The organism is Okibacterium sp. HSC-33S16, assembly GCF_024171565.1.
In the GTDB taxonomy this organism is placed as follows: Bacteria; Actinomycetota; Actinomycetes; order Actinomycetales; family Microbacteriaceae; genus Mycetocola_A.
In genome coordinates this window covers 1-22,890 of sequence record NZ_JALJZZ010000004.1, presented here as the reverse complement: position 1 = coordinate 22,890, position 22,890 = coordinate 1, and the positions used below count along the sequence as shown (strand labels likewise).

The window sequence follows — 22,890 nt, the reverse complement described above, 5'->3', positions numbered from 1 at the left end:
GTCCGCACTCTCATGTGTGAAAGGGACCCCATGACCCTCGTCGCGGGAGTCGATTCGTCGACACAGAGCTGCAAAATCGTTGTTACGGATGCCGATACCGGCGAAATCGTGCGGCAGGGCCGCGCCTCGCACCCGGCTGGCACGGAGGTGGCGCCCTCCGCCTGGTGGGACGCACTGCAGAGTGCGATCGCCGACGCCGGGGGTCTCGACGACGTGGCCGCGATCAGCGTTGGTGGCCAGCAACACGGCATGGTGGTGCTCGATGACGACGGCCGCGTCATTCGCGACGCACTGCTCTGGAACGACACCCGCAGTGCACAGGCCGCGCGGGACCTCATCGCCGAGGTGGGCGCCGACGTCTACGCGTCGCGACTCGGGGTCGTGCCGGTGGCGTCGTTCACGGCGACCAAGCTGCGCTGGCTGCGCGATGCCGAGCCGGAGAACGCGGCCCGTGTCGCCGCCGTCGCCCTCCCCCACGACTGGCTGACCTGGCGCTTGCGCGGGTTCGGCCCTGTCGACGAGTCCGAACTCGGTCCGGTGCTTGAAGAACTGACCACTGACCGCTCCGACGCGTCGGGGACCGCATACTGGTCCGCGGTCACCGGTGAATACGACCTCGCCTTCTTTGTGCGCGCGCTTGGGCACTCGGCGATTCTGCCTCGAGTGCTCGGACCGGGCGAGCAGGCCGGACTGATGACCAACGGCACCCTGGTCGGGCCAGGCGCCGGCGACAACGCGGGCGCGGCACTCGGCCTCGGCGCTGCGGCTGGCGACGTCGTCGTCTCCATCGGAACCAGTGGCACGGTCTTTGCCGTCACCGACACTCCGGCAATGGATGCCTCGGGCACCGTTGCCGGATTCGCCGATGCGTCGGGGCTTTTCCTGCCCTTGATCGCCACACTCAACGCCGCGCGGATCCTCGACTCGATCGCCGGCCTGCTCGGCGTGAGCCACGATGACCTCGGTGAACTCGCGCTCTCCGCCGAACCCGGCGCTGATGGACTCGTGCTCCAGCCCTACTTTGAGGGTGAGCGCACGCCGAACCGGCCCGACGCGACGGCGACCTTGTTCGGCATGACCCTCGGTTCGACGACCCGGCCCAACCTGGCTCGCGCCGCGATCGAGGGCCTGCTCTGTGGGCTCGCGGACGGACTCGACGCTGTTCGGGCACAGGGCGTCGATGCCCAGCGCATCCTCATCGTCGGCGGCGCGGCGCAGAACCCGGCCGTGCAGCAGATTGCCGCGCAGGTGTTCGATGTGCCCGTTGTCATCCCGAAGCCCGGTGAGTACGTCGCAACCGGTGCTGCGGCGCAGGCCGCGTGGGCGCTGACCGGTCAGCGACCAAACTGGCCGTTGTCAATCACGGCCGAGCCGCCCGTCGACTTCCGTCCGGTGATTCGGGAGCAGTACCGCGCGCACTGAGCTTGGGCACTCACACCGGGCCGATAACAGCTCGGCCCGGGCGCCCCGCCGCGTTCAGATGCCGCAAAACCGCGCTGTGCCCGGGGCATAACGCGGTTTTGCGGCATGTGAACGGCCTAGCTCGAACGAACTGCGCTGTCCCAGTGACGCGGGTGACGTCCAGAGACAGCTCCCCCGGTGTCGTCGCGGCACTGGAACACCGTCAGGCCGGGTTGCGCCGTGCCTGTGCGAATCCGGCACCCCCACCGGCTGAACGCGAGACAGCCCTAGCGGCGCACCATCCGGTATTCGAATGGCTCGAGCTCGAACGCCGTCACCGTGTCGCCGGTGAGCAAGTCGACCGTGCCCTTCGCCGACACCGTCACAGCCTCGGTTCCGTGGTTGATCACAGTGAGCACGTCGCCCCGCTGGGCCACCTCAACGGTGTCAGGAAGCCCGTCGAGAAGCGGTGCGATCTCCGCCGCCTCCAAAACGTGACCCAGAACGGATGCTGTGCCAGCGGCATCCGGAATCGTCGCGAGATACCACGCGCGGCCTGATCCAACCGCATTCCGGGTGAGTGCGGGCTGGCCATCGAGGCGACCGCCGGTGAAGGCGCCCACCACCGTTGCGGTGTCCACGTGGATTTCCTCGGCGAGGAGGGTGCCGGTGATCTCTCCGAACTCCGTCGTGATCGGCGCGAGCTGCTGGCCGAGGCCGGCGGATCCGACCGGGACCAGGGCGCCAAAGTCCTCGAGCCAGATGCCGAGGGCCTCGCCGAGCTGGGTGAGGTAGCCGCCGTCACGGAACCGGTCTGCTTCGTCGACGACGTCGCTGAACGCGGTGACGAGCAGGTCTCCGCCGGCCTCGGCGAAGGCACGCAGGCTCGCGGCTCCCGCATCGGTCAACAGGTAGAGCTGCGGCGCGACGACGACCCGGTACCCGCGGAGGTCGTCGGACGCGCGCACGAAGTCGATCTGCACGTGCAGCTTCGATGCCGCGTTGTACCAACCCTGCACGAGTGAGAGGTAGTTGAGAACGATCGGGTGATCGGTGCTCTCGATCGCCCACCAGTTCTCCCAGTCGAAGACGATCGCAACGCGGGCGTCACGGAAGCCGGCAGGAAGCGCGGGCAGCTCGGCGAGTTCTGAACCGAGAGCGACCACCTCACGCCAGGTGCGGGTGCGGGTGCCGGCGTGCGGAAGCATCGCGGAGTGGAACTTTTCCGCCCCTGCCTGCGACTGCCGCCACTGGAAGAAGAGGATCCCGTCTGCCCCGCGCGCGACAGCCTGCATACTCAGCGCTGCCATCTGGCCCGGTGCCTTCGGTGCGTTGGTCGGCCGCCAGTTGAGCGCATTCGTGGCCTGCTCCATCAGCAGCCAGGGCACGTCGGGCTTGAGCGAGCGCATGAGGTCTCGCTGGAAGCCCGAGGCCCGGAACGATTCGGGATCGTTGGGGTCGGGATACGCGTCGTCGGTGATGACGTCCATCTCCGGGGCCCACTGCCAGTAGTTCGCCGGCTTGAACGCACCCATAAAATTTGTGGTGATCGGCTGCACAGCCCCGGCCGCCCGAATGATGTTTTTCTCCATGAGGTAGCACTCGAACAGCGCGTCGGAGGTGAACCGGTGAAAGTCGAGCAGCTGACCGGGGTTGTGGCTGTATGGCGCTTTCCGAGGCGGATAGATCTCGCCGAACGAGCCATAGCGCTGTGACCAGAAGAAGGTGCCCCAGGCATCGTTGAGGGCGTCGATGCTGCCGTAGCGCACCTCGAGCCAGGCCCGAAACGCATCACGCGCAGCGTCCGAGAAGTCGGCGTTCAGGTGGCAGCCATACTCGTTGTTCACGTGCCACATGACGACGGCCGGATGCTCGGCGTAGCGTTCCGCAATCGCGGTCACCAGTTCTGCGGCCAGTCGGCGATAGACCGGCGACGACGGGGCAAACTGCTGGCGACTTCCCGGCCAGTAGGTCGCACCGTTGGCGTCCTGCGGCAGTATCTCCGGATACTTCGCGCTCGCCCAGGGCGGCGGCGATGCGGTCGCGGTCGCTAGGTCGACGGCGATGCCGCCCTCGTGCAACAGGTCGATGACCCGGTCGAGCCAGTCGAAGTCGAACACGCCCTCCTCGGGCTGGATGCGGGACCAGGCGAAGATTCCCAGGCTGACCATGGTGACACCGGCCTCGCGCATCCGAGCGACGTCGTCGGGCCAGATCGCCTCCGGCCACTGTTCGGGGTTGTAATCTCCGCCGTAATGCATGTCGGCACTGCCCTTCGTCATTGAGGTGAAATGTCTGTCACTATGGTCGTGAATCGATTCATCAAGCCTACCCGTTAGGTCAGCGCCGACCATCCAGATGACGCTGACGTCGCCGGACATTTATTCACGAAGGAAGAGAGCGGATGCCACGGAGTTCGCAGCTGCACACCGCGACGTATCGCCCCCGACGAAGGGCCCTCAGCAGGCCGGCTATGACCACTGAGGTAGACCGTTCCGAGCACATTCGCTTGAGCAATCACTTCGTCGAAATCGATGGCATCCCGTCAATTCCTGTGTCGGGCGAGATTCACTACAGCCGCATTCCGCGCGACCAGTGGGAGGAGAGGCTCCGTCTGATGAAGGCGGGGGGCATCACCGTTGTGGCCACGTACCTCATCTGGATCCACCATGAGGAAACCCGGGGCAACGTGCGGTTCGACGGTAATCTCGACGTCGCCGCTTTTGTCGAGCTCTGCGGCGAAATCGGACTCGACGTGGTCCTGAGAATCGGGCCGTGGTGCCACGGAGAGGTGCGCAATGGCGGCTTCCCCGATTGGGTCCAGGCCTCGGGCGTGGGGCTCCGCACCGATGACCCCGCCTACCTCGAGCTCGTGCGCAGCTGGTTCAGCGCGCTGGGCGACGAGCTCGCTCCCCTCTGTGCTACCGACGGACCGGTGATCGGAATCCAGCTCGAGAACGAGCTCTACGACCAGCCCGAGCACATCCGGACGCTCAAGCACCTGGCCCGCAAGGCAGGACTCAACGCTCCCGTCTGGACGGCGACGGCGTGGGGAAGCGCCCAGCTTCCCACCGGTGAGGTCCTTCCCCTGTACGGCGGGTACGGTGACGGGTTCTGGGTGGACGCAGATTCCCCGTGGGATCCAACGTTTCGCGCACACTACTTCTTCTCCCACACGTGGGATGACCCGGGCATTGGTGCTGACCTCCGGAACGTCGCTGTGGAGGAGACTGGAGGCAGTGAGGCTCTCATTGGCACCGTGTTCCCGCCGGCCACCTGTGAAATTGGTGGCGGAATGGCGACCGCGTACCACCGTCGCCCCCGACCGTCGGCTCTCGACATCGCGGCCGTCGCTCAGACCAAGATCGGTAATGGTTCAGCCTGGCAGGGCTACTACATGTTCGCGGGTGGAACGAACCCCGCTGGAATCTCCGGTATGCAGGAAAGCCATGCCACCGGCTATCCCAATGACCTGCCGCGATTCGATTACGACTTCGCGGCGCCGATCTCCGCCTCCGGTCAGCTCAACGAAAGCTTCGCGGCTCTCCGCTCCCAGCACGCCTTTCTGCGAGCCTTCGGCGGTTCACTGTCGACGATGCCATCGACCCTCCCCGACGTCCGTCCTCGCGACGTCGACGACACGACAACGTTGCGCTGGGCCCTGCGAAGTGACGGAGCGAGCGGAGTGCTGTTCATCGGGTGGCACCAGCCACACGTGCCATTGCCACCGGTACCGGGTGTGCAGTTCGATATCAATCTCGGTAACGACCGGGTCACCTTCCCCACCGGACCGATCGACATTCCGTCGGGCACGCTGGCACGTTGGCCGCTGCGGTTTCACATCGGCTCTGAGCGCCTCGAGTGGGCGACGGCGTCTCTCCTGACGCTCCTCGACCAGGACGGCAACCGGCCCACCCTCGTCCTTCAGGCAGAACCGGGCATCCCGGTGCAGCTCGCCCTTACCGGCGACGCCTCCCTCGCCGTAGCGCCCGAGTCGGTCGGTTCGATCGAGCACTGTGGGAACTACTGGACGCTCGACAGCAGCGACTGCGTCACCCTCACGGTGAACGACGGCTCAGCTGACATCCTCATCCTGCCCGCCGCCCGCGCAGCTGACGCCTGGGTTCTCGAGTCCGACACCGGCCGCGAACTCGTGCTGAGCGCCGAACCGATCTGGACCGATGCCGACGGACTCGTGGCACGGAGTTCCGATCGCCCTGCCGTGGAGCGCTACGTGCCGGCGCAGCGGACCTTGGTTTTCGTCGCGTTCTCCGCGCACAGCGATGCTGCCCCGTTCATGACGGAGGCCGTCGTGACCCCGCTCACGCAGGCGCCACCCCCTCCGACCGAATACGGCAGTGTGTCGGGTCGCTCATCGGCCCCGGACGATCAAGCGCCCGCGTCGACATACCTGCTTGAGTTTCCCCCGGATGCCCGGCGGCCAGACGACGGCGTCAACCTCGTGCTTACCCTGCAATGGGAAGGAGACGTGGGCCGGCTGGCCGTCGACGGCACGGTCATCGCCGACCGGTTCTGGGACGGATCCGAGTGGACGGTGCTTCTTTCCGACATCCCCGCCGACGCGATGCTCACCGTCGAGATCGTGCCGTTGTCACCGGAGTCGCCGATTCACCTGCCGGCGGACGCCGATCGACGACGACGGCAGGCACTGCACCCGCTCGATGGCATCAGCGGCGCCACTCTCACCCGCAGTGTCATCTGGCGGGAAGCCCACGCGACGACCACCGACTAGACATCGAGCGCGGCGCGCGCCTCATCACGTGCGCGCTTGCGTTCGAGAACGACGACCGAGGCGAAGACCAGGCAGCCCACCCCGGCGATCACGAGCGGCGCGAGTTGCCAGGTCAACAGAACGGCGAGCCCCAGCGCGACGACGAGATACAGCGCGCCAACGAGATCTGCGCCGAGCGACGGCAACGTTTCGCGCAGAGCGGTCGGCCAGCCCGCCTCTGCTCGCCACAGCGCGGCCGAGCGAACGAGCACGAGCCCGACCAGGACGAGCCCAATCAGCCCGGCGATGAAGACCAGCTGGCTTCCCGGCAGCAGTCCGCTGAGCGAGAGGGCCAGGTCGAGGGTCAACAGCAGCACCGCCGCAACGGCGATCGCACCGATCGCCAGGGAGCCGACGAACGCCTTCTTCAGGTCACGGAAGAAGATTCGAACGGATGCCTCCTCCGCGGCGAGATATCGCCGCAGGTGTCCGCTTCCCGCAGCCAACGCTGCCGGGAGGGTCAGTACGAAGATTCCCGAGACGGTGACGAGGACGCCGACCCACAGCACCTCACCGAAGAGCGCGAACGCACCGGCCGCTCCTGGCCATCGGGCAGCGGACCCGTCTGCTCGCGCGGCGCGGGCCGCGACATCCGCTGATCGTCTCGACATGAACTGATTATCCCTTGAGCCCCTGCGTCGCGACACCGTCGACGAGGAACCGCTGGAAGATGATGAAGAAGAGCATCACCGGCAGCAGGGCCAGGACCGAGATGGCAATGGTTGCTCCATAGTCCGAGGTACTGGTTTGGTCGTTGTAGATCCGGAGCGCCAGGGGCAGTGGGTACTTTTCCGGTGAGTTCAGATAGAGCAGCGGGCCGAGGAAGTCGTTCCAGCTCCAGATGAACGCGAAAATGGACGACGTGATGATCGCCGGTTTGATGAGCGGCAGGGTGATCGAGAAGAAGATCCTCGGGTGTCCTGCTCCGTCGATGCGGGCTGCTTCGTCGAGTTCCCGGGGCAGGTTGCGGATGAACTGCACCATGAGGAAAACAAAGAAGGCTTCGGTGGCGAGGAACTTGCCAACCAGCAGCGGCCAGAAGGTGTCGATCATGCCGAGGTTCCGGAAGATCATGTACTGCGGGATGATCAGCACGTGGAACGGCAGCAGGAGCGTACCGATCATGATGGCGAAGTAGACCGGGCGTCCCTTGAACTCAATCCGGCCGAAGGCGTACGCGGCCATCGATGACGAGATGACGGTTCCCACGACCGCGCCGAGGCCGAGCAGCAGCGAGTTCCAGAAGAACTTCCAGAGCGGGATACCTGCGATGCCCTCGAGCACCTTGAGGTAGTTGTTGATCGTTGGGTTCTCGGGGAAGAAGTTGTTGTTGCCGCCGAACTCCACGTTCGGTTTGAACGATGCCGAAAGCATCCACACCAGCGGGTAGAGCACGAGAGCAACGAGCAGCACCATGGCCACGATCCACACGATCGTCGCACCGGTCTTGCGCGGGCTGCGACGACGCCGTGCAACCGGAACGGCTGGAGGTGTTGCAACCGGAAGTTCTGTTGCGGTCATTTTGTGTCTCCTGCGTATGTGACCCATCCCTTGGACGAACGGAACAGGAAGAAGGCGATCACTCCGACGGCGAGCAGCAGTACCCAGGCCATGGCAGAGGCATAACCCATCTGGTTGTTGGTGAACGCGCGGGTGTAGAGGTAGACGGTGTAGAAGTTGGTGGCCCCTGCCGGTCCACCGGTTCCCGATCCGATGATGTATGCAGAGGCGAAGACCTGGAACGCGTTGATCATCTCGAGGAGCAGGTTGAAGAAGATGACCGGTGAGAGCATCGGCAGGGTCACACTCACGAAGCGGCGCCAGGCGCCGGCACCGTCCATCGATGCGGCTTCGTAGAGTTCCGGCGGAACACCCTTGAGACCGGCGAGGAAGATGACCATCGGGGCACCGAACTGCCAGACCGCGAGCAGGATCATCATGGGCAGGATCATCGACGGGATCCCGACCCAGCCACCGATGTCGATGCCGAAGATGTTGAGCGCCCCGTCGACCGGGCCGTCGGTGGAGAACATGGCGCGCCAGACAATGGCGACGCTGACGCTCGCGCCGATGAGGCTCGGAGCGTAGAAGGCCGAGCGGAAGAAACCGGAGCCCTTGCTGCGGTAGTTCAGCAGCATGGCGACGCCGAGTGCGGCCGCCAGTTTGATCGGGGTGCCGATGAGCACGTAGATCAGGGTGATACGAACGGACTGCCAGAACTTATCGTCCTGGGCCATCCGTGTGAAGTTGTCGAAACCGATCCACTGCGGTGCGGTGAAGAGGTTGTAGCTCGTGAACGACAGGTACAGCGACACGAGCATGGGGCCGAGCGTGAGGACAACGAAGCCGACCAGCCATGGCGAAAGGAACAGGTATCCGGCGAGGTTGTCGCGGGAGACCTTGTTCCTGCGTTTCGCCGGGGTACCCGGCGCTGCCGCCCGGCGGGTGTCTCCCGCCGGGCGAGCGCCGGAGACGGCGATCCCGTTCGTGTCTGGCATGGTGGCCGGCTCCGTGATCATGAGTGGTTCTAGTTTCCGAGGGTGATGCTGGTCTCGTCGAAGAACTGCTTCACAGCGTCTTCAACGGTGACCGCTCCGAGACCAATCGACTTGCCGAGGTCCCAGAAGTCCTGCTCGATAGCTCCGTAGCCAATGACCGGAACCGGAGGAGCGTCACCGATACGGTCGGCGATGGTGTCCTCGTACTCGGAAACCTGAGCATCTGCACCCTCGAGGCCAGCGCCTTCACGCTGGGTCTCGGATGCGGGGATTCCACGGCTCGCGCCAAAGATGGCTCCGACTTCTTCGTTGTTGATCATGAAGTCGATAAATGTTGCCGCTGCGTCGGGGTGCTTCGTCGAGGCGGAGGCTGCCATCTGCAGAGCCGGCTTGAGGTACAGGTCCTTCACCGAGTCGTCGGAGGTGGGGGGTGCAACCATCGAGATGCTTGTTGCGCCCGAGTCACCGAGGTAGCCGGCCAGGAAGTTGTCCCAGCTGGTCTCGCTTGCAGCTTCGCCCGCGCCGAGTCCGGACATCGGGTTGAGCTCCTCGAGGCGCTGCTGCGGGATGCCCGCGCCGTCGCGAATGTCGGCGCCCGACTCCCAGAACTTCGTCAGTTCCTTCTCGGTGAAGTTGATCTCGCCGTCTTCGGTGAAGAGATCCTTGCCCTGCTGGCGCAGCCAGAGCTCGAACATCTGGATGCGCTGGGTGTAGTCGGTGCCGCCGTAGACCGTGCCGTTGCCCTTCGCGGTCACGTCGGCGATGAAGCTGTCGTAGTCGGCCCAGTCGGTACCGCCGGCGTACTCTTCGGCGCCGACGCTCGTGAGCAGGTCAACGTTCTGGAACAGCGCCCAGGAGTTGGTTCCGGTTGCCAGAGCGAACGTCTGGCCGTCGAGCTGACCGGTCTGCAGAACCGACTTTTCGATGCCCGAGGTGTCGATGTCGGTGTCGGTCAGGTCGAGCAGGAGGCCACGCTCGCCGTACTCACGAAGGTAGGAGTAGTCGAACTGCATGACGTCGGGCAGTCCACCGCCGGCCCCTTCGGTGGTGCGCTTCTCCCAGTAGGACGGGTAGTCGGTGAACGTTCCGTTAATGGAGATGTTCGGGTTTTCTTCTTCGAACAGCGCGATGGCGTCGTTGTATTTGGTGGCGCGGTCGTCATTGCCCCACCAGGTGAAGTTGAGGGTGACCTTTTCGTTGGAATCGCTCTTGCCAGCGTCGCCGCCGGATGCTGCGCATCCAGTAAGGGCGAGGGCTGCGACGGCGGTGATTGCTGTGACCGCGAGTCGAGTACTCCGAGTGCGTTTGTGGAACATCGTTGTCCTCCTGGATAACGTCGTTGTATTCCGAGCTAGGGGGATGAGCGCTCGGGAAAGCGCTATCCGTCACTATAGGTTGAATCGATCCAATCGTCAACTGAGACCGGACACACACGTCGCACGATGGAATTACAACGATGCAGAGTGCACTGCTACGCTACCCCGATGCCGCACTTTGATCTGCCGCTCGCCGAGCTTGAACGCTACAACCCCGCCTGTGTGGAGCCGAGCGATTTTGATACGTTCTGGGCCGATACCCTCGCCGAAGCACGGGAGTTCGACCTCAACACTCAGTGGGACGAGGTCGACGTTGGCTATACCGAGCTGATCACCGAGGACGTGACTTTCGCCGGGTTCGGCGGCCACCCGATCAAGGGCTGGATGCTGCGGCCACGCCACGCGACCGAGGCACTTCCGGCCGTCGTGAGCTACATCGGCTACGGGGGCGGTCGCGGTTTGCTCAGCGAATGGACCGGAATTCCGTCCGCCGGTATCGCGCACTTCGTGATGGATCTCCGGGGCCAGGGCGCCGGTCATCGCACCGGCGAGACACCGGACCCGGGTGTCGGCGGCCCGCACGTCGGCGGCTTCCTCACCATGGGCATCGAGAATCCCTCTGATTACTACTACCGCCGCCTGTTCACCGATGCCGTTCGCGCCGTTGAGGCAGTCGAGGCTCACCCCGCTGTCGACCCGAGCCGGGTGATCCTGTCCGGTGGCAGCCAGGGTGGAGCGATCTGTCTCGCAGCGGCGGCGCTGTCCCCCACCGTGGTCGGCCACACCCCAATCGCAGCCATCGTTGACGTGCCATTCCTGTCGCATGTGCGCCGCGCCACCGAACTGGTGAACACGGCACCGTACTCCGAGCTCGTGAGCTACTTCCGCACCCGTCGACACTCCGAGGAGCGTGCATTCGAGACGCTGTCCTACTTTGACGGCGTCAACTTCGCGGCACGCGCCACATTGCCAGCCCTGTTCTCGGTCGGCTTGCTCGACGACATTTGCCCGCCATCGACGGTGTACGCGGCATTCAACGCGTACGCGGGTGACAAGGAGATGGTGGTCTATCCGTACAACGGCCACGAGAACGGCGGTCCATTCCAGGATGCCGAGCACCTCGCGTTCTTCCGTCGGGTCCTCGGACGCTAGTCCCAGCGCGAGCTACGGCAAGAGCAGCGGAAGTTCAGGGTTGCGGTCGCAGCGCAGCTCGTCAGCGTCGACCCAGACCCTCGCGACCGAGACGACGCTGATCCTCGCGTCGTGCCCCGTGGCATCCGCTATTTCGCTTCCATCCCAATGCGGATGTGTGAAATAAAACACCACCGCATCGTTCCCTCGATTCACAACGTCGGCGTGCCGGCCGACCTGATGATCGAGCGGATGCCTGCCCGCTGCGTCGAGAATTAGCCCCTGTCGCTGCCAGCTCAGTCCATCAGCCGAACGGTGAACGCGTTGGCCGCGCCACTCGTCGGTCAGCATCCAGAACCAGCCGCCCAGCTCGAAGACGTTCGGTCCCTCGTGCGGAGCTCCGCCGATTGCCTGTCCCTCGACGCGCCAGTCGCTGAGGTCGTCACCCACCGCTGCCCAGGTGGTGGAGTCGTCGGCCTCGTCCTTGTACCAGAGCCGGAATCGGCCGTCGCCGGTGCGGGCGATGGCGGCGTCAATCACCCGGTTTGAACTCAGCGGGATCGCGCGGATGCGGGTCCAGTTCTCCAGGTCGGTGCTCTCAAATTCGACGATCGACCGCCGGTGCCCGTCCCACTCGGTGGGAATACCGGCGATCCAGGTGAGGTACATCCGGTAACGATCGCCGTCGCGGATCACCTCGGGTGCCCAGTGGGTGTTCGGGCCGGGCGCATCGGCCGGGTCGAGCCCGTCGACAACACCGCGGTATCGCCAGGTCGCGCCGGCGTCGGCCGACACGGCAATACCGATCCGGCTGCCGTGCACCCAGGCAACACCCGGCTCAACCGCTGATGTCCGGCGTTGGGTGTAGAACATCCAGTACTCGCGGGTGGCCTCGTTGCGGATCACCGACGGATCTGTCGCACCGTCGAAGACCGGGTCGCCAAAGATCGGTGCGCTCACACCCCGGTCGCGTTCGGTTCTGTGGATCCCGCGGAGGCAACGACAAGCCCGGCAATCGCCGCACTATCAAGCCGACCGTCGGAGACGAGCAGGCTCCACCGCCAAAGCGCAGTGGCGCCAGCGTCCAGTGGCCATTTCTGGAAGAAGAACGGAGCCGCGCAGAGCATCGGCGTTTCGGTGCGAACGAAGAAGGGTGATTCGGCCACGGGGTTGTGTGGGTCCGCGGCGAGCGCGACCGTTGCGGAGTCGGTCGCGAGTGCTAGCCAGGCGAACCGCTGCCCCATGGCCGCATCGACGTCGACCGGACCGCTCGGCGACACCACGGATGCGGTCGAGAACTCGGGTGCGGCACGGAGGAACCAGCCGCCGTAGCCCGCGTTGTCGCGCCCAGCGGTTGTGGGGCTGCCGAAGTGCACCGTGCCGTCGGCGAGGTTGGTCCACTCGCTCGTGACATCGAGTCGCCATGCGCTCCGCCGGCTGCCGTCGTCCAGGTCCAGTCGTCGGGCGTCGAATGTACGGGACTCTCGCAGGAACGCCCGCCCGGACGCCGTCCGCCAGGTCAGCCGTTCGGCACTCTCCGCGCTCTCGGCACCACCCTCACCCCAGCCCTCGTGCACCTGGTCACCATTGTTGTCGAGCTGCACGTAGCCATGCTCGGTATAGGTCACTCCGCCCCAGAGGTTGACCGGCAGCTCCTCACCGGGAACATCGATGTTGGCAATCGCCATCGAGAGGCCCCAGTGCCAGTCGTGATCAGCCGGTCGGTATCCGCTGACCACCGTGCCACCGAGCGTCGAGATCGGGTGCAGGTACGGCCGCGGCGACTCCAGCGCCGGAGCATCGCGCTCGGTCACATAGCGGGCGAGTTCACGTTCGCCGAGGCGAAACGAGCGTGCGCCCACACCATCAAAACGAAGAATCTCGTTCACACCGGGCCCACTTCTCGGTCCGCTGTGGTGTCTAATCCCGGGCGGACGTCGGGGCGCAGGTCGGTGACCGGGGACCGCATCCCGCCGCGGAGAGCGGGCTCGTCGACGACCCGGCTCCGGTCCACCGAGATTCCTTCCCGGGCCGAGGCGTAGAGCGCCGCAACAATCTCCAGCGCGCGGGTCGGTTCGGCCGCGACCGCCGGGAGCGGGTCCCCCTGTGCCAGCGCGGAATACACCTCGAACAGCAGCGCATCGTGACCACTCGGTTCCTCGGCATCCGGGAATTCCCACGCCGCAGCATCCGCTTCACTGACGTGCGCTGCGGGTGTGATCCGCCAGTTCGCGTGTCCGTGACCGTACAGGTGTTCCAGTTCGATCGTGGCGTTCTCGGTGTCGATCCGGATGACGCTGGCCTCGCGTGGCGACACAACACTGGAGAGAACGGATGCCACGGCACCCGATTCGAAAACGATGGTTCCGGTTGACGCATCTTCGGTTTCAAGATCGCGCGCGAGGCGCCAGAGCTGACCGTTGACCGTGGCCCACTCACCCAGGAGATAGGCAAGCAGGTCGACCTGGTGGATGCCGTGGCTCAGCGTCGTCCCGCCGCCCTCGGTGTCCCACTTTCCGCGCCACGGTACGGAGTAGTAGTCGCTTCCCCGGTACCAGAGGGTGGAGCAGGTGGCAAGCAGTGGCCGGCCGAGCGCACCGGAATCGAGCAACGCCTTGACGTGGGTCGCCGCCGTTCCGGTGCGCTGTTGGAAGACGACCGCGAGGTATTTGCCTGCCGTACGGGCTGCATCCGTCATCTCATCAACCTCAGCGAGTGACAGCGCCGGCGGTTTCTCCACAATGACGTGGGCGCCGGCTTCGAAGACCAACCGGGTCTGTTTGGCGTGCCCTCCGGGAGGGGTGCAAAGGTGCACGACATCAACGTCGGTGGCGGTCAGCAGCTCCTCGAGCGACTCGAAGGCAGCAGGGATGCTGTGGGTCGACGCGAACTCGGCCGCCCGGCCCGGTAGGGGGTCGGCGGCCGCGACGAGTTCGACGTGCGGCAGGAGGGCAAGCGCTTCGGCGTGCAGTCGGGCGACGGATCCGGTCCCGACGAGCGCTGCTCGCAGGGGGGAATTGGTCGGTGCTGCAGTACTCACGGTGTGCCCTCCTCGGCGAAGTTGGATGCCAGCGTAACAGGGAAAGCGTTCTCCGGCTTGCGGTTGGCTTCCCCTGCTCCGACCGACACGCGTGGCACAATGGCATCCAGCACGCTCGAGGGATGAACCGCGGGTCGGAAGGAAATTTCATGGAGATCGCTTCGCGCAAGGCACCGGTCACTCTTCACGATGTGGCAAGGGAAGCCGGGGTCTCGCTCGCGACAGCGTCGCGTGCCCTCAACGGCAGTGAGCGCAAGGTGCATGAGTCGTACCGCAGCCGGGTGCTCGACGCCGCAGCGCGACTCAACTACACCCCGAATCTCTCGGCACAGGCGGTCGCAAAGGGTGGCACGAACACTGTGGCACTGCTCGTCGCGGACATTGCTGACCCCTACTTCTCGTCGATCGCGGCCGGGGTGATCCGGGCGTCAGAGGAGGCGGGGCTCGTCGTCACCATGGCTGTCACCGAACGCTCAACCGCTCGCGAACTTGAGCTCGTTCGGGCCCTGCGCGGCCAGCGTCCCCGCGTCATGATCCTCGCCGGGTCGCGGTCATCGACAGAGACCGACCAGGACGCCCTGATCTCCGAGCTGCAGGCGTTCGAGGCGACGGGCGGGCGCGTGGTTTTCGTGAGCCAGCATGAGCTGCCGTTCGAAACCGTTGCCATCGAGAACGCCGAAGGTGCGAAGCAGCTCGCACGTGAGCTCGTCGCCCTCGGTTACCGCAGGTTCGCGGCCATCACCGGGTCACGCACACTGCTCACCGCACGTGACCGCCTGAGCGGATTCGTCGAGGGGCTCGCCGAAAGCGGCATCGAGATCCCCGAAAACCGCATCGTCGCGACCGAGTTCACCCGCGATGGCGGATTCGACGGCGCCAACGCCCTTCTCGCGCAGGGTCTCGACGACACCGAACTCATCTTTGCGGTCAGCGATGTGATGGCGGTGGGCGCGCTCTCGGCCCTGCGTGAGGCCGGCATCGTTCCGGGCGAGGACATCGCGGTAGCGGGATTCGACGACATTCCGACCGTGCGCGACGTCACACCCCCGCTGTCCACGGTGAACATTCCGCTCGTCGAAGTCGGACGTCGTGCGATCGCGCTCGCTCTCTCAACGGATGACACGGCCAACGACACCATCACAACCACCGTCGTTCTGCGTGACAGTACGCCGTCTCGCTGACGGGCGCCGAAGCATCCGCTGGTTTCTCTTAAACGACGCCTACTTCATCGTCCCCTGACTGACCGATCCCTGCAGCTGACGTTGGAAGATGACGTAGGCCACGAGAACGGGAACGATCGTGATGACGACGGCCGCGAACAGCGCACCGAAGTCGACCGCGTAACCGGCTGACGAGGCGAACGACGCCATGCCCTGCGAGAGGACGTAGTTGCTCTTGTTGGTGTTCAACGCAACGGGCAGCAGGAACTGGTTCCACAGCCCGAGGAAATTGAAGATGGCAACCGAGGCCATTCCGGGCTTCGCCATCGGCAACATCACCTGGAAGAAGGTGCGCCACTCCCCCGCTCCGTCGATCGCTGCCGCTTCGGCGATCTCATCCGGGAGCCCCTTAAAGAAGGAGTAGAGGAAGAAGACCGTGAAGGGCAGTGCGAACGCGACGTAGGTGAGGATGAGGCCGGGCAGGGTGTTGAGCAGCCCGATGTTGCGCAGGACGAAGAACAGCGGGACGATCGCCAGAAACACCGGGAAGGTGAGGCCGGCGAGCATGAGGTAGTAAATAGCGCGGCTGCCGAAGAATTTGTACCTCGCGAGCACGTACGCGCACATCGCGCCGAGCACCATGACGATGACCAGGGCGAAGCCAACAACGATGACCGTGTTGAGGAAGTAGTTGCCGATACCTTCCTGGGTCCACGCCGAAACGTAGTTGTTGAAGTTCCAGCTCGCGGGCAGTGAGAACGGGGAGGCGAAGATCTCCTTCGTTGTTTTGAAGCTCGTCATCAATGTCCACAGCAGCGGAAGGATGACGATGAGTGACCAGATGACGAGGGCGGTGTGCGAAAGTGCGCCGACGGCCTTGTCGCCGGGCGTGTTGACCGGCTTGCGATCAAATGTCCGCTTGCTTGAGGACGGGCTCTTGTGCTCGTGTGCCTGCTGCTTGCGATCGTGTCGGTTCGCGCCACGGGTGGTGATGGCTTCGGTGGTCATGAGCGGCCCTTTTCTTCTCTGCCGCCGGTGACGCGGTTCACTGTGAAGACGATGGCCGCGAAGATCAGGGTGACGATGGCGAGCACGACACCCATGGCGCTGGCCTGGCCAAACTCGCCTTTGTTGAACGCTGTGCGGAACAGTTGCTGGCTCATCACGAGGGTGGAGTTGTTGGGTCCGCCGCCCGGGTTGAGTGCCTGCATGTAGACGAAGGCGTCGAGGGCCATGATTCCGAGGTAGATGTATGCGGTCTGGATGTTGTCGCGAATGAGCGGGATGGTGATCGACAGTGCGGTGCGCATACGTCCGGCGCCGTCGATGCGTGCTGCTTCGTAGGTCTCAGCGGGAACGCCTTTGATCGCCGCGACGAAAAGAACCATGTAGAAACCGACGAAGCTCCAGACGATGACGAAGATCGTGGCGCCCATAGCCGTGCGCTCGTCACCGAGCCATGCGAACGAGTCGAACATGTCGAGGCCGATGAGCCCAAGCAGGCCGTTGAGCAGTCCGGCTGGGTTGTAGATCTGGCTCCACAGGATGCCGATGACGATGGCCGGGATCACGTAGGGGAAGAACGACACGACGCGATAGAAGCTGGAGTTGCGCAGCCCCCGGATTGGTCCGTGACTGGGTCCGCCGACGGTGACCAACGTCGCAAGTGCGAGCGCGAGGACAATCGTGACAAGGGGAACGACGATGGCCAGGAGGACGTTGTTGCCCAGCGCCTTCATGAAGATGTCGTCGTTGAGCAGCCGAATGTAGTTCTCAACCCCGATGAGGTTCATATCGGGCGTGAACCCCGACCAGTCCGTCAGCGAGTAGAACACGGCCTGAAGGAACGGCCAGATCACGAAGATGAGGAAGATCGCCAGCGGCAGTCCGAGGAACACCACCATGAAACTCACGTAGTCGAATGTGAGTTTGCGCCGGCGCCCCCCGGCGGCCTTTCGACCGCCGGAGGGGCCCAGGGTTGCGGCGATAGCCGCACCTGGGTCCGCACCGGCCGCTGTCATTTGATTTCGATCTTGTTGATCGAGTCGTCTTCCCTCACCTTGTCGGTGATGGCCTGAAGGCTCGATGTAAGGGTCGCGACGTCGGACTTGCCGTCGAGGAACGTGTTCCACACGACAAGCTGGTCAGCGTTGGTGCCGTACAGGTCGACGAAGCCCCAGGTGAAGATGTTTTCGCCTGCAGCGTCGAGCATGTCGGTTTGGGAGACAAGGGCCGTTGATCCGAAACCGTCGGCGGGGACGAGTCCCTTGACAATCGTTGGGGCGAGCTTCGTCTTGGCGAAGTTCGTCGCGGCATCCTTCGACAGCATCGTGCGGAGGAGTTCCTTGCCGCCAGCGACGTTCTTGCCCTGCGAAGGGACAATAAACGGTTCGCCAGCCGTTGAGTGCAGCGCTTCGACCGGCATAGCGGCGGACTCGCTGACGACCATTGCCGGGAAGCCCTTCATGGCGAAGCCCTCCGCAGTGTTGTCCTTCATCTCGTTCTCAATCCAGGACCCCGACGGGTAGAGCAGCGCTTCCTGGTCGTTGCTCCACTGGGCCTGGGCCGCAGTGAACTGGGTTCCCGATCCTCCCGGCTTCATGTAGCCCGACGCGACGACTTCGTGCATCGCTTCGAAGACACTCTGCACGGCAGGCAACGACCAGCAGCCCTCCTCGAGGTTCTCGAGGGCGAGGCGGACCTCGTCGCCGCCTTCCTTGATGGCGGACTCAATGGCGAGGGTTTGGTAGTACGTCGCGGCTTCCTTACCCCAGACGAACAGGTACTTCCCTGCCGCTTTGGCCTTTGCACCCAGTTCGAGCGCTTCGGCCCATGTCGTCGGAGGTGTCCAGCCGTTCTCTTCGAACAGGCTGGACGAGTACCAGACTCCGTAGACCGTGAGCACATAGTTGATGGCGGCGAGCTTGCCGTCGAAGGTGCCCGGCTTGAGCACTCCGCCGTAGAGCGTGTCCGCAATCTTGTCGCCTTCGAGGTTGTCGGCGTCGATGACATCCTGCAGGTCCTCGAGTTGGTCGAGGATGGTGTTGAAACCAATCGACTGCGCTCCCGAATTGTCGATCAGGTCGGGCGGGTTGCCGCCGACGAACCGGGGCTGGAGTTCGGTACCAATCTGGGTGCTCGACGCCACCTTGGCGGTGGAGCCATCATGGTTCTTCTCAAGGATCTTCGCGGCGTACTCGACGTAGTCGACGCCGTAGCCGCCATCGAAGATGACCGAGTCGATCGTGGAGTTGTCTGCCATGCCGAACGGGTTCTTCGCTGAAACCGTTCCCGCGGCGCCTCCGCCCGTTGGTCCGCCAGTCGCGCACGACATGAGTGAACCACCGAGGGGAATCAATACTGCAGCGGCTATTGCGCCCCTGAGCACATTCCGGCGATCGGTGACCACGTTATCTAGATTCATCATTGTGGTGTGCCTTCTCTTTCGCTGTCTTCGCTGAATCGGGGTTAGTCCCTGATCAGCTGTGGGGGGTGTGTTACGCGACTCTGCGGATCTTGCCGCGGTATTTCTCTTCCAGTGCGCTGTTGTGCGCATCCCCGGCGGGGATGTTCGCCGAGATATAGAGGGGTGGAACCTCATCCCTCTCGGAGATCTTTCGAGACACCTCGACGGTGAGCAACTGGGCGATGAACGCCGATGTGATCGACGAGATCGCGCCCACGCCAATGCCACCCGGCAACTCGAGCGTGGTGTCGCCGAACGGTGCCAGGTTGTCAATGACGACATCGGCCACGTCGCTCAGCCTTTTGCCGCTCGGGTGCTTGGGTTCGACCGAGTGAGTGTGCTCGAGGCTCGTCACGGCGATGAGTTTGTGCCCTCGTTCTTTGACGGCGAGGGCGAACCCGACGATAGATCCGTTCACACCGGAGTTCGATGCGATGAGAAAGACATCTTCCGGATGAACGATCGAGACGTCGAAGAGCTCGTCGACCACAGCCGGGTCTCGTTCGAGTGTCGAGCCACCGAGATCAGAGACGTCCCGGCTGCCGTAGAGCACCAGGTCGGTCAACGAAATACGGTTGGTGGGAATGAGCCCGCCGGCGCGACCGGCAATCTCCATGGCGAAGGCTTGTGAGTGACCGGTTCCGAACGCCTGCAAGACACCGCCCGCGTCGAGTGCGTCGACCAGCAGGTCGACGGCGGGGTCGAGGCCGCCAGAGCCGGCCAGCGCGGCGAGCCGCTCCAGTCGGGTGGTTGCCTGGGTGAGCAGGTCCTGAACAAGGTCCGTCATCGGTCCCCGCCTTTCGATTGAGAGGGAGTCAGATCCCGTCGGGCCGGGCGGCGGTGTTCCGACACCGCCATGGCACTTGCTGCGAGCTTCGCAGCGGTGTCGATCGAGTCCTGCTGCGCGACGAGCAGGTAGAGCATGTCGAGCACGAACAGTTGCGCGTGCTTCGCCGAAAGGTCGTCCGGCTGAAGGAACTGCTCGGGTGCAGCCGTGATCACGTTGACATCGGCCACCTCAGCGAGGGGCGTTGTCGGACTATTGCTCAGCGAAATCGTGAAGGCACCCGACGATTTCGCCTGTGACAGCATCTGGATGGTCTCTTCGGTTCGACCAGTGTTGGAGATGCCAATGGCCACCGCATCCTCGCCGAGGATCGCCGCACTCGTGAGGCCACCGTGCACCTCAGACCAGCAGTGGGCATTGATACCGATGCGGTACAGCCGTGCCTGCATCTCAGAGGCCATGCCCGCGCTGCCACCGATGCCGTAAATGTCGACGTGTGGTGCGTTGGCAATCGCGCGTGCCACCTCGACGACAACGTCGAGGTCCATGAGCCGTGCGGTTGTCTCAAGCGAGCGGATGTGCGCGTTGAGCAGGGTTCCAAGCACCTCGTTGGGTGTGTCTTCCGGCGCAAATGCACGGCCGATGTCAGCTCGCCAGGATTCGTGGGCGTCTCCGCGGCCGATGTCACTGGCCACGCCCACCCGGAATTGCACGTATCCCGTGAAGCCGATGAGGCGGCAGAACCGGGTAACGGTTGCGGGCGAGGTACCCGCCTGTTCGGCAAGCTCAGTAATGGACTGCTCCAAAGGGAGCGTCGGGTGTTCGAGCAGAAGCTCGGCAATTTTCACCATGACGCTCGACATCTGTGGCAAATTTGCCTGAATGCGAGCCGACATACGTAATGCCTCTCTACCTGATGTCATCGTTGACATGAAAATCCGTTTCAGTGGATTGGAGCTTGCTTGAAAAGTATTCTTACTGGACTCGAAGGGCAATGATGCAAAGATCACAAAGTCGTAACGAATGATTAACCTGCTCGCAATAGACGCCGGCGGGACGTCCACCCGTGCAGTTTTGCTCGATTCAACAGGGCATTGTCTCGGTTATGGCTCTGCCGCCGGAGGTAATCCGATCTCGTCCGGACCCGATCGAGCGGCCGCATCGATCCTCGCTGCCGCTGAAGCAGCGAGCGATGCTGCCGGTCTTCCACCGACGTCCGTCTCCACAACTGTGATTGCCATGGCGGGCATGAGCGTGTCGGGCTCGCGCGAGTGGGTCTCGAGTCCGTTGGCGGCGCGCGGTTTTCCGGCCACGGTCGACGTGGCATCCGATTTGCTGGCGATTTTTTCGTCAGGAACGTGGCAACGTGACGGCTACGCGATGGTCGCGGGCACCGGAGCGGCAGGAATTCGGGTACATGACGGGCGTGTTGAACGCACCGCCGATGGCCTGGGTTGGTTGCTGGGCGATGTTGGCTCTGGCTACTGGATCGGGCACCGGGTCGTCACTGCCGCCATCGCGAGCCTCGATGGGCGCGGTGAAGAGACGGAGCTGGTTCCGCTCGTCCTCCACGCCGTCGGCATCGACAATGCGCGCGAGCGTGGTGTCGACGGCAGGCCATTGTCGCTCCGAGATCTTGTGGAGAAGCTCTATCAGCTGCGCCCTATCGAGCTGTCGAGGTTCGCCCCGCTCGCTTTTCAAGCGACGACGGATGCTGTCGCTCGCGCAATCCTGGACGATGCAGTTTCCGCACTCGCTGGCCTCTTCTTTGCGATGGCTGCGGCCGACCTCACTGGCCCCCTGGTACTGGGCGGGAGCGTGCTCACGGCGCAGCCGGTTATCCATGACCGGGTCATCGCTACGCTGCGCGCCGAAGGATTTACGCCTGAGGTGCGACATGCTCCTGACGGAGTCGTTGGCGCCGCGGTTCTCACTTTGCGACAAGCGGGCGTCGAGGTTGATTCCGACGTTTTTGATCGGATCGGCACCTCGCTCGCTCGTCTTCGGTGACTCTCATCGACGTGGCATTCAACCTGAACGGCTGGGTTTCGGTCTAGAACGGCGGGGTGTTCGGCTCGACCATGTCTCCGTTTCCGTCATCGAATGTGTCGTCCTGACGGTGCCTATTTTTCTTCAGGCGTTCATCGAGTCGTGTGAAAACACCCCGCAGTCGTTGTTTCTCCTGTTGGGCGTCGGTCATTGTTTCACCGTTCGACGGTGAGTTCACCGTTTCGCCGTTGCCCGGTTTGGCCGTGGCCACTGGTGGGATGGGTCCTCGGGCGGGGTTTTCGGGGTGGGTGAGGTATTCGCGGCCTTGGGGTGAGGTCCATTTCAGGGTGCCGTTGCCGAGTTGCTGAACCTGCCATTGGGTTTCGTGTTTCATTTTGTGGTGTTTCGGGCACAGGCTGGCGAGGTTGTCGATATCGGTGCAACCGCCGGTGCTGAATGGGTCGGTGTGGTCGATATCGCAGGTCACCGCCCTGCGGTTACAGCCCGGGAATCGGCAGTAGCCGTCTCGGTAGCGGAGGAATCGTCGCATCGCTGCTGATGGGGTGTATTTCGTGGCGCCGAGGGAGAGCACGACCCCGGTTTCGGGGTGGGTGAGCATCCGGTGAAACTCCGGTGCCTGGGCGGCGAGGTCCCGAGCGGTTTGCGGGTCGATCGGCCCGTACCCGTCAAGATTCCCCGGCTCAACACTCTGCCCCAGTAACGTCAACACGGGAACGGTGACCATCACGGTCGGCACGATCTTCCGGAACGGCCGGACCGGGTCAACACCCGGCCCCGCACACGACACCCGATACACCGTCGCCCCCGATGTCCCTAACACCACACCGCCAGCAGCGCTGCCAGCGTGAGCGCCAGCGTCAGCGTCAACGTGAGTGCCAGCGTCAGCGTCAGCGTCAACGTGAGCGTCAGCGTCACTGTTGGTGTTGGTGTTGGTGTCGGTGGGTGGTTCGGTGCTGTAGCGGTAGGTGCCGAGGCCGGTGCCGAAGATGCGGGTGCCGGTCGGGTCGGGGGTGGAGAACTCACCGGTGAATGATTCGATCAACCCGTCAACGACGATGTCAGCATCCAACTGGGCCAGGGTCCGGGGTTCGGCCGGGGATTGCAACCGCATCGACTGTGCCCGGATCGCGTCGAAGATCGTCTCCGCTAATGGGGCGGTGGTGAACAGGTTCACCCAGGCCATCCCGTCGGGAGCGAGCCTGTCAAGTTTTTTGTGTAAGTGGGGCGGTTGGGCTTATAGGTATTTGTTGATTCGGTCGGGGTAGGCCAGTGAGAGTTGGCCGAGTGCT

General features: G+C 64.0%; 19 protein-coding genes. 5 read left to right on the top strand and 14 right to left on the bottom strand.

The genetic code is table 11. From position 1 onward, the window contains the following. Positions 1 to 30 precede the first annotated feature (30 nt). Positions 31 to 1,422 carry a xylulokinase gene (xylB, locus tag L1277_RS10435; protein ID WP_253376329.1) on the top strand — a complete coding sequence of 464 codons (1,392 nt, stop codon included), beginning with the start codon at positions 31 to 33 and terminating at the stop codon, positions 1,420 to 1,422. A 266-nt stretch (positions 1,423 to 1,688) separates the two neighbouring features. On the opposite strand, the gene L1277_RS10430 is transcribed toward xylB, so the two are convergent. Then, positions 1,689 to 3,683, bottom strand: a complete 1,995-nt coding sequence (locus L1277_RS10430; RefSeq protein ID WP_253376328.1) for a beta-galactosidase — start codon at positions 3,681 to 3,683, stop codon at positions 1,689 to 1,691. Between the two features lie 191 nt (positions 3,684 to 3,874). Here L1277_RS10430 and L1277_RS10425 point away from each other — a divergent pair, with 191 nt between their 5' ends. Beyond that, positions 3,875 to 6,154 (top strand): beta-galactosidase, encoded by a 2,280-nt coding sequence (locus L1277_RS10425; protein WP_253376327.1) that lies wholly within the window; start codon positions 3,875 to 3,877, stop codon positions 6,152 to 6,154. On the opposite strand, the gene L1277_RS10420 is transcribed toward L1277_RS10425, so the two are convergent. The 4 genes from L1277_RS10420 to L1277_RS10405 are packed head-to-tail and all read right to left on the bottom strand — an operon-like array spanning position 6,151 to position 10,007. Then, on the bottom strand, positions 6,151 to 6,804 hold the full coding sequence (locus L1277_RS10420) for a DUF624 domain-containing protein (RefSeq protein ID WP_253376326.1): 654 nt from the start codon (positions 6,802 to 6,804) through the stop codon (positions 6,151 to 6,153). The genes L1277_RS10425 and L1277_RS10420 overlap by 4 nt on opposite strands. Before the next feature lie 7 nt (positions 6,805 to 6,811). Continuing rightward, on the bottom strand, positions 6,812 to 7,714 hold the full coding sequence (locus L1277_RS10415) for a carbohydrate ABC transporter permease (RefSeq protein WP_253376325.1): 903 nt from the start codon (positions 7,712 to 7,714) through the stop codon (positions 6,812 to 6,814). Continuing rightward, positions 7,711 to 8,691, bottom strand: coding sequence for a carbohydrate ABC transporter permease (locus L1277_RS10410; RefSeq protein ID WP_253376324.1), 981 nt, complete (start codon positions 8,689 to 8,691; stop codon positions 7,711 to 7,713). The genes L1277_RS10415 and L1277_RS10410 overlap by 4 nt, the downstream gene beginning before the upstream one ends. A 29-nt stretch (positions 8,692 to 8,720) precedes the next feature. Further along, the gene (locus tag L1277_RS10405; protein ID WP_253376323.1) at positions 8,721 to 10,007 is read right to left on the bottom strand and encodes an ABC transporter substrate-binding protein; all 1,287 of its coding nucleotides are present in this window, start codon (positions 10,005 to 10,007) and stop codon (positions 8,721 to 8,723) included. Positions 10,008 to 10,175: 168 nt separating this feature from the next. On the opposite strand from L1277_RS10405, the gene L1277_RS10400 reads away from it, so the two are divergent. After that, positions 10,176 to 11,159 (top strand): acetylxylan esterase, encoded by a 984-nt coding sequence (locus L1277_RS10400; RefSeq protein WP_253376322.1) that lies wholly within the window; start codon positions 10,176 to 10,178, stop codon positions 11,157 to 11,159. 12 nt (positions 11,160 to 11,171) lie between these two features. Here the strand turns inward: L1277_RS10400 and L1277_RS10395 are convergent, their stop codons facing one another. From L1277_RS10395 to L1277_RS10385, 3 genes are read right to left on the bottom strand one after another with little or no spacing between them, the layout of a single operon-like run. Further along, on the bottom strand, positions 11,172 to 12,098 hold the full coding sequence (locus tag L1277_RS10395; protein WP_253376321.1) for a family 43 glycosylhydrolase: 927 nt from the start codon (positions 12,096 to 12,098) through the stop codon (positions 11,172 to 11,174). Further along, positions 12,095 to 13,027, bottom strand: a complete 933-nt coding sequence (locus L1277_RS10390) for a DUF6807 family protein (RefSeq protein WP_253376320.1) — start codon at positions 13,025 to 13,027, stop codon at positions 12,095 to 12,097. Before L1277_RS10390 ends, L1277_RS10395 begins: the two co-directional genes overlap by 4 nt. Then, the gene (locus L1277_RS10385) at positions 13,024 to 14,178 is read right to left on the bottom strand and encodes a Gfo/Idh/MocA family protein (RefSeq protein ID WP_253376319.1); all 1,155 of its coding nucleotides are present in this window, start codon (positions 14,176 to 14,178) and stop codon (positions 13,024 to 13,026) included. The genes L1277_RS10390 and L1277_RS10385 overlap by 4 nt, the downstream gene beginning before the upstream one ends. 149 nt (positions 14,179 to 14,327) lie before the next feature. Here L1277_RS10385 and L1277_RS10380 point away from each other — a divergent pair, with 149 nt between their 5' ends. Further along, positions 14,328 to 15,359, top strand: coding sequence for a LacI family DNA-binding transcriptional regulator (locus tag L1277_RS10380; RefSeq protein ID WP_253376318.1), 1,032 nt, complete (start codon positions 14,328 to 14,330; stop codon positions 15,357 to 15,359). Between the two features lie 39 nt (positions 15,360 to 15,398). On the opposite strand, the gene L1277_RS10375 is transcribed toward L1277_RS10380, so the two are convergent. The 5 genes from L1277_RS10375 to L1277_RS10355 all read right to left on the bottom strand — a co-directional run bounded on the left by L1277_RS10375 (position 15,399) and on the right by L1277_RS10355 (position 20,487). After that, complete coding sequence (locus L1277_RS10375; RefSeq protein WP_253376317.1) at positions 15,399 to 16,346, bottom strand: carbohydrate ABC transporter permease; 948 nt, start codon at positions 16,344 to 16,346, stop codon at positions 15,399 to 15,401. Beyond that, a complete protein-coding gene (locus L1277_RS10370) occupies positions 16,343 to 17,359 on the bottom strand; it encodes a sugar ABC transporter permease (RefSeq protein WP_308215092.1) in 1,017 nt (338 codons plus the stop codon). Before L1277_RS10370 ends, L1277_RS10375 begins: the two co-directional genes overlap by 4 nt. Next, complete coding sequence (gene ngcE, locus L1277_RS10365) at positions 17,356 to 18,762, bottom strand: N-acetylglucosamine/diacetylchitobiose ABC transporter substrate-binding protein (protein ID WP_253376561.1); 1,407 nt, start codon at positions 18,760 to 18,762, stop codon at positions 17,356 to 17,358. Before ngcE ends, L1277_RS10370 begins: the two co-directional genes overlap by 4 nt. Positions 18,763 to 18,835: 73 nt before the next feature. Then, positions 18,836 to 19,591 carry a sugar isomerase domain-containing protein gene (locus tag L1277_RS10360; RefSeq protein ID WP_253376316.1) on the bottom strand — a complete coding sequence of 252 codons (756 nt, stop codon included), beginning with the start codon at positions 19,589 to 19,591 and terminating at the stop codon, positions 18,836 to 18,838. Beyond that, the gene (locus L1277_RS10355; RefSeq protein ID WP_253376315.1) at positions 19,588 to 20,487 is read right to left on the bottom strand and encodes a MurR/RpiR family transcriptional regulator; all 900 of its coding nucleotides are present in this window, start codon (positions 20,485 to 20,487) and stop codon (positions 19,588 to 19,590) included. The genes L1277_RS10360 and L1277_RS10355 overlap by 4 nt, the downstream gene beginning before the upstream one ends. Positions 20,488 to 20,614: 127 nt before the next feature. Between L1277_RS10355 and L1277_RS10350 the strand changes: the two genes are divergently transcribed. Continuing rightward, on the top strand, positions 20,615 to 21,601 hold the full coding sequence (locus tag L1277_RS10350; protein WP_253376314.1) for an N-acetylglucosamine kinase: 987 nt from the start codon (positions 20,615 to 20,617) through the stop codon (positions 21,599 to 21,601). Between the two features lie 43 nt (positions 21,602 to 21,644). Here L1277_RS10350 and L1277_RS10345 read toward each other — a convergent pair whose 3' ends face one another. Next, the gene (locus L1277_RS10345; RefSeq protein WP_253376313.1) at positions 21,645 to 22,784 is read right to left on the bottom strand and encodes an HNH endonuclease signature motif containing protein; all 1,140 of its coding nucleotides are present in this window, start codon (positions 22,782 to 22,784) and stop codon (positions 21,645 to 21,647) included. Positions 22,785 to 22,890 lie beyond the last annotated feature (106 nt).